The sequence below is a fragment of the Acidimicrobiales bacterium genome, assembly GCA_035533095.1.
Taxonomy (GTDB): domain Bacteria; phylum Actinomycetota; class Acidimicrobiia; order Acidimicrobiales; family Palsa-688; genus DATLUM01.
The window spans coordinates 44,443-57,885 of record DATLUM010000090.1; the positions used below are offsets into that span (position 1 = coordinate 44,443).

10 protein-coding genes are annotated in these 13,443 nt (G+C 69.0%); 6 read left to right on the forward strand and 4 right to left on the reverse strand.

The window, feature by feature from the left end; translation table 11 throughout:
- Genes VNF71_11155 through VNF71_11165 form a run of 3 tightly spaced genes read right to left on the reverse strand, consistent with a single transcriptional unit; the run spans position 1 to position 4,923 of the window.
- A complete protein-coding gene (locus tag VNF71_11155; GenBank protein HVA75107.1) occupies positions 1 to 1,140 on the reverse strand; it encodes a serine hydrolase domain-containing protein in 1,140 nt (379 codons plus the stop codon).
- A 10-nt stretch (positions 1,141 to 1,150) separates the two neighbouring features.
- A complete protein-coding gene (locus tag VNF71_11160) occupies positions 1,151 to 4,504 on the reverse strand; it encodes a bifunctional proline dehydrogenase/L-glutamate gamma-semialdehyde dehydrogenase (GenBank protein ID HVA75108.1) in 3,354 nt (1,117 codons plus the stop codon).
- Complete coding sequence (locus VNF71_11165; protein HVA75109.1) at positions 4,501 to 4,923, reverse strand: thioesterase family protein; 423 nt, start codon at positions 4,921 to 4,923, stop codon at positions 4,501 to 4,503. The genes VNF71_11160 and VNF71_11165 overlap by 4 nt, the downstream gene beginning before the upstream one ends.
- A 100-nt stretch (positions 4,924 to 5,023) precedes the next feature.
- Here VNF71_11165 and VNF71_11170 point away from each other — a divergent pair, with 100 nt between their 5' ends.
- From VNF71_11170 to VNF71_11180, 3 genes are all read left to right on the forward strand, one after another.
- Positions 5,024 to 6,352 carry an acyl-CoA dehydrogenase family protein gene (locus VNF71_11170; protein ID HVA75110.1) on the forward strand — a complete coding sequence of 443 codons (1,329 nt, stop codon included), beginning with the start codon at positions 5,024 to 5,026 and terminating at the stop codon, positions 6,350 to 6,352.
- Between the two features lie 217 nt (positions 6,353 to 6,569).
- Positions 6,570 to 7,202, forward strand: coding sequence for a hypothetical protein (locus tag VNF71_11175; GenBank protein ID HVA75111.1), 633 nt, complete (start codon positions 6,570 to 6,572; stop codon positions 7,200 to 7,202).
- Positions 7,203 to 7,248: 46 nt separating this feature from the next.
- Complete coding sequence (locus VNF71_11180; protein ID HVA75112.1) at positions 7,249 to 9,786, forward strand: ATP-binding protein; 2,538 nt, start codon at positions 7,249 to 7,251, stop codon at positions 9,784 to 9,786.
- Here VNF71_11180 and VNF71_11185 read toward each other — a convergent pair.
- Positions 9,768 to 10,472, reverse strand: a complete 705-nt coding sequence (locus tag VNF71_11185; protein ID HVA75113.1) for a response regulator transcription factor — start codon at positions 10,470 to 10,472, stop codon at positions 9,768 to 9,770. The genes VNF71_11180 and VNF71_11185 overlap by 19 nt on opposite strands.
- 98 nt (positions 10,473 to 10,570) lie before the next feature.
- On the opposite strand from VNF71_11185, the gene VNF71_11190 reads away from it, so the two are divergent.
- The 3 genes from VNF71_11190 to VNF71_11200 form a co-directional block, all read left to right on the forward strand.
- Positions 10,571 to 11,005 carry a hypothetical protein gene (locus VNF71_11190; protein HVA75114.1) on the forward strand — a complete coding sequence of 145 codons (435 nt, stop codon included), beginning with the start codon at positions 10,571 to 10,573 and terminating at the stop codon, positions 11,003 to 11,005.
- Complete coding sequence (locus VNF71_11195) at positions 11,005 to 12,993, forward strand: ATPase, T2SS/T4P/T4SS family (GenBank protein ID HVA75115.1); 1,989 nt, start codon at positions 11,005 to 11,007, stop codon at positions 12,991 to 12,993. Before VNF71_11190 ends, VNF71_11195 begins: the two co-directional genes overlap by 1 nt.
- Positions 12,994 to 13,013: 20 nt before the next feature.
- Positions 13,014 to 13,443 (forward strand): type II secretion system F family protein (locus VNF71_11200; protein HVA75116.1); only part of this gene is annotated, 430 nt, incomplete at its 3' end.

The window sequence follows — 13,443 nt, forward strand, 5'->3', positions numbered from 1 at the left end:
CTACACCGACCCGACAGCCTCGTAGGCCGCCATCCCGAGCGCGAACCCTCGGATGTCACCTACGAGGCCGGACTCCATGCGGTTCATCATGTACGCGAATGTCATCCGGGCGTCCAGGTCCACGACGATCACCGACCCTCCCCAGCCGCCCCAGTAGCAGGCATTGGCGTTGGGGCTGACGGGTGTCTCCTCGGCGGTGAGGCCGTAGCCGATCCCGAGCCGCATCGGCACGTTGAGCACGAGGTCCGTCCCGCGAGCCTGCTCGTCGAAGATGCGCCGGCATCCCGCTTCCGAGAGGAGCTTCACGCCGGCGACCTGGCCCCCGTTCGCGACAGCCGCCTGAATGAGCGCGACGGACCTTGCGTTGCCGTGGCCGTTGGCGGCGGGTATCTCGGCTCGCCGCCAGGCCGCTGACTGGGGCTCGGTGCCGTCCAGCGGCGGGTTGGCCAGTGCCCGCTGGGCGGTCGGCGTCGCGTCCACACCGGTGAGGTCGATGTTGGGCGGGATCACGTACGACACGCGGCCGTCCTCGCCGGCGGGAAGCCCGATGTGGAAGTCCGCGCCCAACGGCCCAGTGACCTCGTCGGCGAAGAACCGGCCGAGGGTGGCGCCGCTGATCCGCCGTACCACCTCCCCGACGAGGTAACCCTGGGTCACGGCGTGGTAACCCGAAGCCGTTCCGGGCTCCCACCAGGGCTCCTGCGCGGCGAGCAACGAGGTGCACTTCTCCCAGTCGTACAGATCCTCGAGCTTCATCGGCTCGTCCCAGCCGGGCAGCCCGGCAGTGTGCGACATGATGTGGCGGACCAGCACCCTGTCCTGCTTGCCGCCGGCGGCGAACTCCGGCCAGTAGCGCGACACAGGAGCGTCGAAGTCCAGCTCTCCTCGGTCGGCGAGGATCAAGGCGCACAGGGCCGTCATCGTCTTGGTGGTCGACCAGACGTTGGTTATGGTGTCGCGCTCCCAAGGTCGCGTCTTCTCCTCGTCCGCCCACCCGCCCCAGATGTCCACGACGAGTTCCCCCTCGACAGTGACCGCGAACGAGGCCCCGAGGTCGGCTCCGCTGTCGAGACTTGCGGCGAGAATGTCCTTGACCGCCGAGAAGCGGTCGTCGCACGTGCCCTGCACTTGAGCTGTCACGACGGCAAAGCTAGCCAGGCGCGCCGGGCAGCGCCCGGGCGGGTGCCGGCACGAGGCCGGGCCTGCGGCCCGTGACGTTCCCGTGCCGGTGTCTCGTCTCGGTCACCGACTGCTCCCGTACCCAGCGCAGCACCTCGCGCTCCGGGTTCTCCGCGACGGCCGTGTCGTCGACCCACAGGCCGGCGTCGTGCGCGCCTAGCCGCAAAGCGTCGTCGATGCGCCCGAGGACACGGAGCTTGTCGAAAGCACCGTCGGGAACCGAACCGTACGAGACAGTCGCCTCCGCCCCGACAGCCGAAGCAGCCGCGAGGGCCAACCGGACGTCGCCTTCCCCGGCGCCCTCGCCGACGAACACACCCACACGCTCCAACGGCATGAAGCGGAATGCGTTCGACTCCGCCACGAGGCCGGTCTCGTCAACCGGTTCCGCCATCGCGGCCCACGCGCGACGGCAACCCTCCGCGTACTCGCCGGCTTCGGGCGATGCATGATCGGCGACCGGCCAGCAACCGAGGCTCGCGACGTAGTCGGGGCCACCTGCCTTCGCGCCGGGGCCGACGACCGAGCGCTTCCAGCCACCGAAGGGTTGCCGGCGCACGATCGCGCCGGTTATGCCGCGGTTGACGTAGAGGTTCCCGGCGTGGACCCGTTCGCGCCAGTACTCGATCTCGGACGGATCGAGCGCGTGGAGGCCGGCGGTGAGACCGTACGCAGGCGCGTTCTGCAACTCGATCGCATCGTCGAGGTCGCGGGCGCGCATCACCCCCAGCACCGGCCCGAAGCATTCGGTGAGGTGGAACATCGACCCCGGCGAGACGCCGGCCTTCACGCCGGGGCTCCACAGGTATCCCAGCTCGTCCAGCCGCCGCGGCTCGACGAGCCAGCTCTCCCCCGCCTCCAGACGAGTCAGGGCCGCCAGCAGCGGGCCTTCCGGCGGGCGAATCACCGGCCCCATCGCGGTCGACAGATCCCACGCCGGTCCGACCCGGAGCGTCGCGACCATGTCCGACAGCCGTCTCAGGAACCTGGGGTCGTCGTGCACTGCGGCCTCGACTATCACCAGGCTCGCCGCGGAGCACTTCTGCCCCGCGTGCCCGAACGCGGACCTGACCACGTCGGCCACAGCCTCGTCCACGTCCGCGGTGGCCGTCACGACGATCGCGTTCTTGCCGCTCGTCTCGGCGTGCAACTTCAACCCTGGCCGCCAACCGAGGAACATCCGCGCCGTCTCCCACGAACCTGTCAGCACAACCGCGTCGACGCGGGGGTCGGTGATCAACTTCCGGCTCGCTTCGCCGTCAACGCAAGGGGCGAACTGCAGCACCTCGCGCGGAACGCCGCCTTCCCACAACGCCTTCACCAGTTCGCCCGCCACCGCGACGGCCTCGGGCGCCGGCTTCAGGATCACCGCGTTCCCGGCCGCCAACGACGCCAGCACCCCGCCCGCCGGTATCGACAACGGGAAGTTCCACGGCGACGCCACCACGACCGTCCCGTGCGGCTCGAACCCGCCGCCGTCGGGAACCTTCGACGCGTAGTACGAGGCGAAATCGACCGCCTCCGACACCTCCGGGTCGCCCTCCCGGATGGTCTTGCCGGTGTCGTAGGCCATCACCGCCAGCAGGCGGCCCCGGGCGCTGGCAAGGGAGTCGGCCGCACCGAGCAGCACCTCACGCCGGCGCGCCGGCGCCAACGCGGCCCACTCCTGCTGCGCTACCGCAGCCGACGACAGAGCGACCTCGACCGCGGCGTCATCAGCCGAGAGCCATCTGTACGCCGGGCGTTCCGGCCGGCTCGGATCTGTTCCGTCGACAGCCTCCAGGTTGCCGCCGAAGATGGTCCCGCCGACGACGGGCCGGTAGTCAGGCAGGCCCGACGACGCGACCGCCCCCAGGCACGACGTCACCCACCGGCGGTTCGCTGTGACGGTGAAGTCGGTGTCCGGCTCGTTGGCGAAGCCGAGAGTGGACACCGCCAAGCGCCCCGGCTCCGACGACCGGTCCTGCACCCGCTTCGTCGCCGGCGGCCGCTCACTACGCGCCGCGACCGACCGCCGGAACCGCTGCTCCTCCTGCATCCACGCCGGCGAACCGACTTCCAGATCGAACTGGTGGGCCAGGAAGTTCTGCGGGCCGGTGTTCTCGTCGAGGCGCCGCACCAGGTAAGCGATCGCCGACTCCATCTCCTGCTCGTCCACCACGGGCGCGTACAGCAGCAACCCGCCGAATCGTTGCGCCGCGGCCTCCGCCACGGCGGGTGCCATGCCCTCGAGCATCTCGAACTCCACCCGATCCAGCGCGCCCAATCGATCGGCGCGTGCGTGCGCCCATCCGATCTCGAAGAGGTTGTGCGAGGCGACGCCGACGCGGACCGCCCCGTCGTTCGCCGGGTCCAGGGCCACGTCGAGCATGCGCTTGTAGTTCGCGTCGGTCTCGTCTTTTTCCAGGAACGTAGCCTGCGGCCAACCGTGCAGCTCGGCCTCGACGCGCTCAGCCGCCAGGTTGGCGCCCTTGACGATCCGCACCTTCACCCAGCCGCCGGCGCCGTCGCGCCTCGCGCGCGCCCACCCGCACAACTCTTCCAGCGCCGGCAGCGAGTCGGGCAGGTACGCCTGCAGCACCACGCCGGCGCCCAGGCGCTCGTAGCGCTGCTCGTCGAGCACCCTGCGGAACACCGCGAGGGTCAGATCGAGGTCGCGGTACTCCTCCATGTCGAGGTTGACGAACTTCGCCGGCGTGAACCTCGCGGCCGTGTCGTACAGGTCCCTCAGATGGGCGGCGATGCGCTCCACCTCGAAGTCGAAGCGCAGCACGTCGATCTGCGCGCAGATCGACGAGATCTTCACCGAGACGTAGTCGATGGAGGGGTGGGTGAGGGCCGCCTTCACCTGCTCGAGCCGGCGTGCGGCCTCACGGTCGCCGAGGATGGCCTCGCCGAGGACGTTGACGTTGAGCCGGATGCCCTGGCGGCGCCGGTGCCGCGCGTGGCGCGCCAGCTGGTCCTCGGCGGCCGGGAGGATCACGGCGCCCATCTCCGCGCGCACCCGGCGCCGCGCGGCGGGCACGACGAGCCCCGGCGCGAACGGCGCGACCCGGGCGCCGGCGGTCAGGGCGAGACGGTCGAGCAGCCCGAGCGCAGCCGTGTTCTCGCCGGCGAGCTCCGCCAGGACGCGCGCTGCACGCCTTGGCTCGCGGATGCGAAGCACCTCGTCGGTCAACGCGAGCAGCAGGTCGAAGCCTCCGGGTGTCGACAGGATGCGGCTCATCCGCCGGGCCTGCGCCGCCTCGCGCCACCCCCGGCGGGCGCCGGCCGCGGCCAGCAGATCCGACGCGACGCCGACCGCGGCGTCGATCTCCGAGGTCACAGGGCCCCGAGAGCCTTGCCGAGGATCTCGGGGATGGGCCGCTTGCCCGACCCGTCGGTGGCGACGACCACGTACACGGTGCGGCCTGCGGCCACCTTCTCGCCGCCGGCGCAGACGTCGAAGCTGAGGGAAAAAGAGGTCGTCCCACGCTCGGCCAGCCCCACGCACACTTCCGCCTCGTCGCCCCAACGCAGGGAGGACCCCCAGTCGATCTCGCTGTGCACGAGCTGCACATCGAAGCCTGCGTCGAGCATCTGCTGGTACCCCAGGCCGCCTTCCTCCAGGAACGTCGTCATGGCCTCGTCGAAATATCCGAGGTACCACATGTTGAACACGACACCCTGCTGGTCCGCCTCGAAGTATCGGACCTTGTGCCGGTACACGGTCACACGGCCCCCACGCCGATCATGAGCGGCCATGGGAACAACATACGCAGCGGAACCCGCCGGTCGAAAAACCTTACGCGAACTGGCCTATATGGCGGGTTGCTTGTAGCTTCGAGAGGGATAGATGGAGGGCATGAGGACGATGCAGGCCGCTGACACCACCAGTTCGCACACCGCAGGTGACCCGGTAGCGGAAGTCAAGCAATGGCTCTCCGAGAACTGGGACCCCGACCTGACGGTGCGCGACTGGTGGGCACGCCTGGGCGAGTCAGGCTGGGCCGCGCCCTCCCTGCCGGACAACGCCTACGGCAAGGGGCTCTCGCGCGCCGAGGCCGTCCGCGTCCAAGAGGCGATCGTCGAGTTCGGAGCCCTGCCCGCCCCCGGCGGCCTCGGCCTGCTCCTCGCCGGGCCGACCATCGCCACCCACGGCGACGCGGACCAGATCGAACGCTATGTCAAGCCGATAGTGACCGGCGCCCAGGGGTGGTGCCAGCTCTTCAGCGAGCCCGGCGCCGGCTCGGACCTCGCCGGCCTTCAGACCAAGGCCGAGCGCGATGGCGAGGAGTGGATCATCACCGGCCAGAAGGTCTGGACCTCCGGCGGCCAGGTGGCCGACATGGGCATGCTCCTCGCCCGCACCAACCCCGAGGTGCCCAAGCACCAGGGCATCACCTACTTCGCGTTCGACATGCGCCAGCCCGGCGTCGAGGTACGGCCGCTCCGGGAGATGACCGGCCGGGCCCTGTTCAACGAGGTCTTCATCACCGAGGCCCGGGTCGGCAACGACGCGATCATCGGCGGGCTCAACAACGGCTGGGCCGTCGCCAACACCACCCTCGCCTTCGAACGGGCCGGGCTCGGCGCCGGCGGGGGTTCCGCGGGTGCGAGCACCGCGGTTCCCGGGACCATTGCCGGGGACCTGGACAAGCGAGCAGGCGACCTCGTAACGGGGCGAACCCGGGGCGGCTCGGGTGGCCCAGGCGGCGTCGCCGGCACCTCCAGACTCCTCCAGGCGGTCGCCAAGGAGACGGGTCTCAACGGTGACCCGCAGGTGCGCCAGGACCTGGCGAAGCTGTACACGCTGACGGAGATCGGTCGTTATCTGACCTTGAGGCAGAAGGCGCTGCGTACCACCGGTGGCGACATCCCCGGGATCGGCAACATCGCCAAGCTGTCCATGAGCATCATCCTCCGCCTGTCGCGCGACCTCGGCCTCCGGCTTCTCGGGCCCCGCGGCATGCTCCACGCCTACGACAGCGCCGGCGAGAAGTCCCTCGAAGGCCTACCGGCCGGCGGGCTCGGGGGGGCCGTGACCGAGATGTCGCTGTTCGCCCAGGCGCCGCAGATCTACGGCGGCACCGACGAGATCCAGCACAACATCATCGGCGAGCGGGTCCTCGGCCTGCCCAAGGAGCCCAACAACGACAAGGTGACCCCTTTCAAGGATCTCCCGCGTAACTAGGGGCTCAGGACCAGCCGGGAGGAGAGGAAGCGGGACCGGGGGATAGGGCTCAGGACCAGCCGGGAGGAGAGGAAGCGGGACCGGGCCCGTCCGGGTCGCTCCGCTGCGCTTCGAACGACCCGGCCGTTTCCCGGCTCCCGCCCCTCTCCTCCTATCCAGCCCTTCGCTTGATGGGCGCCTGGGGTACAGCGTCACTGGGGGGTGGGAACATCTGCACATGAGACCGAAGCTGCTGATCTCAGGGGTCCTGATGGCGCTGGCCACCGGCGGGTGCCTTTCGACGTCGGTGACAGGGACGCTCCGGACGCTGCCGCCGCAGACCACCTCGACCACGGCCACGGGCGGGCCCGGTACGGCGGCGTCCCCCGCGACGACAGCGCCGGCGGGGATCAGCGTGATGGCGGGAGGGGCGCAGTGCTCCTACCGCCAGCAGTACGGGTACGTGTTGCCCGACCCGGCATGCACGCCCGGAGTGACGAACCCGTCGGTCAGCCAGGCGAACATCGACCAGACGATCTGCACGCGGGGGTGGACGTCGACCGTGCGCCCGCCGGAGTCGTACACCGAGAAGCTGAAACGGGAGCAGATGGACAGCTACGGGGACCCCGGGTCGATGTCCGGCTACGAGGAGGACCACCTGATACCCCTCGAGCTTGGCGGGTCGCCTGCCGATCCCAAGAACCTGTGGCCCGAACCCGGAGCTTCCCCGAACCCCAAGGACGACGTCGAGTACGCGGCGAACCGTGCGGTGTGCCGCGGGGAGATGCCGCTCGCCCAGGCGCAGCGAGAGATCGCCACCGACTGGGTGTCCCTGGGCCGGAGTCTGGGAGTTCTCGAAGGCACCAATTAGTCATCGGTGCTCGTACTGGACGTTTCGCGCTGCTAGCGTCTCCGGGGTGCCAGCCGGGCCGGGGCGCCGCGGCGGCGAAAGGCACCAGTATGACGATGCACGCAGCGAGGCCCTGTTGACCGATCGCGATGGCCTGAGTGCTATCGAAGTCGCCATCCTCGGCGAGCAGGAGGCGCTCGCGCGCCTGGAGCTGCTCGCCACCACGAGCCGCATCCTCGACGCGACGCTGGAGGACTTCGAGGAGGCCGTCGCCCAGGTCGCCGACGCGTGCGTGCCGGACTTCGCCGACCTCTGCGCGGTCGAGGTCATCGGGCCCAACGGCGAGGTCACATGCTCCGGATACCGCGTCGCCAGGACGAGCGGACTGAACGCCCCCGTCTCCTGGGGCCCCGTGGGCCGGCTGTGTGCGCCGGACCGGCGCCCCGTCCTCGCCTGGGGCGACGTCGACGAGCCCCCCAACGCCAAGCTGGTACGTGAGCGTCTCGAGGCGCAGTCCCTGGTCGTCGCCCCGATCACCGGTGGCGGGATCACCCTCGGATGGTTCGTGGTCGCCACCGGCCGGTTCCGCAGGGGGTTCCGGCCCTCGGCTCTGCGGATAGGTGCAGAGCTTGCGACCCGCCTCGGCACAGCCATCCAGCGGGTGATGCTGCACAAGGACATGCAGGCGTCGGCACGGGACCAGAGCAGGACGGTCCGGCGTCTCCGCCGCCTCGCTACCGCGGCCACCAACCTCGCGGGCGCCGGCACCGCCCGGGGCGTGCTGCAAGTCGCCTGCGTCGAGGCGTGCGTCATCCAAGAAGCGGATGGCGCGATCGCCCGCTGGTGGATGGGCGACGGGTCGATCATGGAGGCCGAGGCCGGCGACGTCGACCGGGCGACGGCGGAGATCGCCTTCGACGCGGTGTCGAACCACCGTTCCGCCAGGGGCGAGGGATGGGTGTCGTATCCGCTGCCGAGCAGTGACCCGTGGCAGCGAGCGGCACTTGTGGTGTTCGTCGGTGACGACTTTTCCTCGGACGAGGAGCTGGTGCTGTCGTCGCTGGCGTCGTTGATACCCGTAGCGTTCGAGCGGGCGCTGGGGACCGAGTCGACGGTGCTGCACGAGGCCCGCCTCCGGGCGGTCGTCGAATCGTCGCCGGTGGCGCTGGTGGGCCTGCGCGAGGACGGGACCGTCACCTCGGCGAACCCGGCGGCTCAGCGGCTCTTCGGGTGGGGTCCGGACCCCAGGGACTGGAACCTGGAGCAGGCCTTGCAGCCGGTCATGATCGGGCTGACGGATTCGGTGCGCGAGCGAGCCGGTCCGGTCACCCGGACGGTGTCGGTCGGCCAGCACGAGCTGTCGCTCTCGGCGGCCCCAATGCCGGCCACCTCGTCGGCGGACGACGAGTCCGTGCTCGTGGCCGGGATCGACCTCAGCGAGATCCGGCGGGCCGAGCGCGCCCTGGTCCAGGCGCAGCGCCTCGAAGCCATGGGCCAGGTAGCCGGCCGCGTCGCGCACGACTTCAACAACCTGCTCACCCTGATCATCGGCTACTCGGACGTGCTGCGCCGGACGGTCACGTCCGAGCAGCAGTCGAGCCTGCTCGACAACATCACAGGCGCGTCGAAACGGGCCGCGGCCCTGACCCAGCAGATGCTCGGGATGACCCGCCGGCAGCTCGACTCCGGCGTAGTGATCGACCTCGCCAGCGAGATCGCCAACCTCGAAGCGGTCCTCCCCCGGGTCGCCGGTCCCAACGTCTCGCTGACCGTGGACCGCCCGGCGGACACGGTCAAGGTCCGTCTCGATCCGAGCGAGATGGAACAGATAGTCATGAACCTCGTCATCAACGCCTGTGACGCGATGGAGAATGCCGGCAACATATACATTTCCTTGGATTCGGACCTGCCGGGTGACGAGGAACGGTGGCAGCACGAGCTCCCGGACGGGCAGCTGGCCATCCTGACCATCGCCGACGACGGGCCGGGGATGAGCGAGGACGTGCAGGCGCGTTGCCTGGAGCCGTTTTTCACGACCAAGGAGCGCGGGCACGGCACCGGCCTCGGGCTCTCGACCGTCTACGGCCTGGTCAAGGACCGGGGTGGGCAGCTGCGGGTCTGGTCGACACCTGGGCAGGGCACATCGATCCGGATCTGGCTGCCGATGGCCCAGGACGCGGCGCTGTCGAGCGGCACCGAGGAAGACGAAACGTGGCCGCCAGGCCGCAGGGTGTCCGGGAGGGTGCTCCTGGTCGAGGACGAGGACGAGCTGCGGACGATCGCCGAAGCGGCCCTGGGGAGCATCGGGCTAGAGGTGGTCGGGGTGTCGAGTGCCGAGGAGGCGATGATCAAGCTTGCCCGCTCCGGCACGTTCGACGCCCTCGTCACTGACATCCGCCTGCCCGGTCTGTCGGGCATCGACCTGGCGACCCAGGCGCGGGTTTCCCAGCCCGACCTGCCCGTTCTCTATATGACCGGCTACTCGGAGACGCAGATCCCCGACCACCGCGACCGGGTGGTCAGGAAGCCGTACAAGCCGGACACGCTCCGGCTACGGGTTGCGGAGCTCCTCGAGGAACAGGCGCTTCAGGGTTCGAAGCGGTAACCGACGCCCCTCACGGTGGTGATCCACCGCGGCTTCTCGGGGTCTTTTTCCACCTTGTGACGGACACGGCGCACGTGCTCGGTGACCGTCGCCTCGTCCTGCCATTCGGAGCGGGAGGACCACACGTGCTCCAGCAGCTGCCCCCGGCTGAACACCTGGCGGGGTGAGCGGATCAGGAAGGCGAGAAGGTCGAACTCCTTGGCCGTGAGCTCGACGCCACGCCCCTCCACGACGACCTCCCGGGTGAGCTCGTTGAGCACCAGCCCATCGGCGACCTCGGATCCCCCCGCCGGGACCGGGTCGACCCGGGGCACGGCCCGGCGCAGGACCGACTCGATGCGGGCGACGAGCTCCACGGGCGAGAACGGCTTGGCGATGTAGTCGTCCGCCCCCAGGCGCAGCCCCAAGACCCGGTCCGCGGTGTCCCCCTTCCCGCTGATGAAGATCACCGGAAGCTCGCCCTTCTCCCGGATCTTGGCGAGCACTATCCGCCCGTCGTCACGCCCCAGGGTGATGTCCAGTACCACCAGGTCTGGTGACTCGCTGTCCACCTTGGAGATGGCCCCTTCAGCGTCGGAAGCCACCGACACCGAGTAGCCCTCGCCTTCAAGTACCAGCTTGAGCAGCGAGCTGAGTTCCTGGTCGTCGTCGACGACGAGTATCCGGTTGTTGCCTGTCGCAGCCATGGCCGCCCAAAAACATACTCCGGGCGAGTTGGGATTCCGTTGATGCACCGGAGGGTGCCGGGTGACGCTGGTGGTCGACACTCATCGACGTGCAGCGAGTGGTGCCACGATCAGACATGTCCGGCGGCGGCTCGGACGACCGTGAGGCGGTAACGAAGGCCGCCCAGGTGCTGGTCGTCGGCAGCGAGGAGTGGGCGATCGCCGACGCCTCCGCCCAGCTGCGATCTGCCGGCCGGAAGGTGCACAGGTGCAGCGACAACGCCGGCTCGCCATTTCCGTGCAACGGGATGATCCCGGGGCGAGGATGCCCGCTGGACAAGCACGACGTCGACGTAGTCGTGACGATCCGCAGCCGAGCGGACTCGGAGCCTGCACTTTCGGAGATGGGTGCCGTGTGCGGATTGCGCGACGGCCTTCCGTTGGTGATCGGGGGCTTGGCTGACATGTCGCCGTTTGCGCAGTTCGGAGACAAGATCCCCACCAAGGGTGACGTGGTCTCGAGCTGTGACGACGCGGTTAGGAGGCACGCGTAATGGCCCGCCTGTTCGGTCGCGGCAGCGAACCACCTCCCCCTCCCGAGCCCAACCCTTGGGAGAAGGAGTGGAAAGGCACCGGGCCACGCCCGGTGCCCAAGCCCGAGCCAGTGCTCGTTTCCGCTTCTGCCGCTCCGGCCGCGCCAGAAGCACCCACCTCCTACGAGTTCGAGCCGATCATCGTCGGTGACGACCCTGCCGGTCCCGGTGACGGCGACCGCCGGCCCCGCCGGCCTCTGCGCGCGCGCCGTCCTGAGTCGACCGAAGACGACGAGTCCATGGTGTCTGCGCCGGATGGCGCGCCTGAGCCGCCCACCGCGATGCTCGGCGACCTGCTCGTTGCGCAGGGCCTGCTCACCCCCTCCCAGCTCAAGCAGGCGTTAGAGGAGCAGAAGAAGACCGGCCAACGCCTCGGCGAGGTACTCGTCCGGCTCGGTTTCATAGACGAGCGCCGCCTCACCAATGTCCTGGCCGGCCAGTTCGGCGTCGGCGTCGGCGACCTTTCGCACCAGGCCCCCAACCCGCAGATCACCGGGAAATTCGACGAGAAACTCGCTCGCGAGCTCAACGCGCTGCCGCTCCGCGACATCGACGGCGTGATCGAGGTCATCGTCGGCGACCTACGCCCCGGCCTCGAGGAACGTCTACGCGAGGCCTTGGGTGGCGCGCCCGTGCAGCTGCTTGCCGTGCCGCCGACCATCGCCCGCCAGGCGATCGACCGCGCGTACCGGGCCCTCGCCGACGTCGACCGCCTCGTCAGCGCGTACGTCGCGACCGAGACGCCCAAGACCGGTCCGACCATCGGCACCGAAGAGAAGATCGCGGCCGACTCCCCCGTCGCCAAAGTGGTCAACACCATCGTCACCGAGGCATTGCGCGACCGTGCCTCGGACGTCCACCTCGAGCCGAGCGACAATCAGCTGCGGGTTCGGTTCCGCATCGACGGTGCCCTCCACGACGTCCTGAGCCTCCCGATGGCCATGTCGTCGCCGCTGACCTCGCGCATCAAGATCCTCGCCGGCATGAACATCGTCGAGCGCCGAAAGGCGCAGGACGGTCAGTTCGCGATGGAGGTCGACGGGCGGGGCATCGACGTCCGCGTTTCGACCATGGCGACGGTGTTCGGCGAGAAGTGCGTGATGAGGATCCTCGACAAGAGCCGGTCGCTGTACAAGCTCAGCCAGCTCGGCATGCCGACGGACACCCAGACCGAGTTCGACAAGATGGTCCGCTCACCGTTCGGAATGGTGCTCTGCGCCGGCCCCACCGGTTCCGGTAAGACGACGACCCTCTACGCGACGCTCAACGAGATCGACGAGCGGTCCCGCAACATCGTCACCATCGAGGACCCGGTCGAGTACGTGTTCCCATCGATCAACCAGATCCAGACCAATGACCAGGCGGGCATCACCTTCTCCGAAGGCCTGCGCGCGATCCTCCGTCAGGACCCCGATGTGATCCTCGTCGGCGAGATCCGAGATATCGAGACTGCACGCATCGCGACCCAGGCGGCTCTGACCGGTCACTTCGTGTTGTCGTCCCTGCACGCGACGGACTCTGTCGCTGCGCTCCATCGTTTCCTGGACATGGGCATCGAGGCGTTCCTCGTCGCATCGTCGGTCCTCGGTGTCGTCTCACAGCGCCTGGTGCGCCGCATCTGCCAGTCCTGCGCCGCCCCCTACGAGCCCACCGCGGAGGAGCTCGCCTTCTACAAGGACGGCGGCGGCTCCGAAAAAGAGTCCTTCGTCCGTGGTACGGGATGCGAGATCTGCTCACACACTGGCTACCAGGACCGAATCGGGGTGTATGAGTTCTTGAAGATCACCCCGGAGATCCGCCGCCTGCTCGTCGGCTGGGCCACCCAGGACGAGCTCCGGCGCGTCGCCATCAACCAGGGGATGCGCACGCTCCGCCAAGAAGGGCTCGAGCTGGTCCACCAGGACGTCACCACCATCTCCGAAGTCGTCCGCTCCATCTACGCCCTATAGGAAGTCAGGAAGTAAGCATCGTGCCCAAGTATCGCTTCAGTGCGGCCGCAGCCGACGGCACTGTCATCAACGGGATCGAGCAGGCGGCCGGCATCACGCTGGTGCGCGACAACCTTCTTGACCGTAACCTCCAGCCGATCTCGATCGCGGAGAAGAAGGGCTTCCTCCAGTTCGAGATCACGAAGAAGACGGTCAAGAAGCGTGAGCTCATGCACCTGTGCCGCCAGCTTGCTGTGTTCGTGCGTTCGGGCGTATCGGTCCTCGAAGCGCTCGCCGTCATTGCCGACGAGACAAGTGACAAGCTCCTCAAGTCGGCCCTGGAAGGAATGCGCGTCAATCTGGAGTCCGGGTCACGCTTCTCGGAGGCAGCGGCACTGCACCCCGAACTCTTCCCGAATTACTCTGTCGAAGTTCTCCGTTCGGCCGAACTCACCGGCAATCTCGACGTCG

Excerpts from the sequence above, each read along its gene's own strand:
- VNF71_11195 (HVA75115.1), top strand. The coding sequence starts at position 11,005 with ATGGCCCGCCTGTTCGGTCGCGGCAGCGAACCACCTCCCCCTCCCGAG.
- VNF71_11175 (HVA75111.1), top strand. The coding sequence starts at position 6,570 with ATGAGACCGAAGCTGCTGATCTCAGGGGTCCTGATGGCGCTGGCCACC.
- VNF71_11165 (HVA75109.1), bottom strand. The coding sequence starts at position 4,923 with ATGGCCGCTCATGATCGGCGTGGGGGCCGTGTGACCGTGTACCGGCAC.
- VNF71_11185 (HVA75113.1), bottom strand. The coding sequence starts at position 10,472 with ATGGCTGCGACAGGCAACAACCGGATACTCGTCGTCGACGACGACCAG.
- VNF71_11170 (HVA75110.1), top strand. The coding sequence starts at position 5,024 with ATGAGGACGATGCAGGCCGCTGACACCACCAGTTCGCACACCGCAGGT.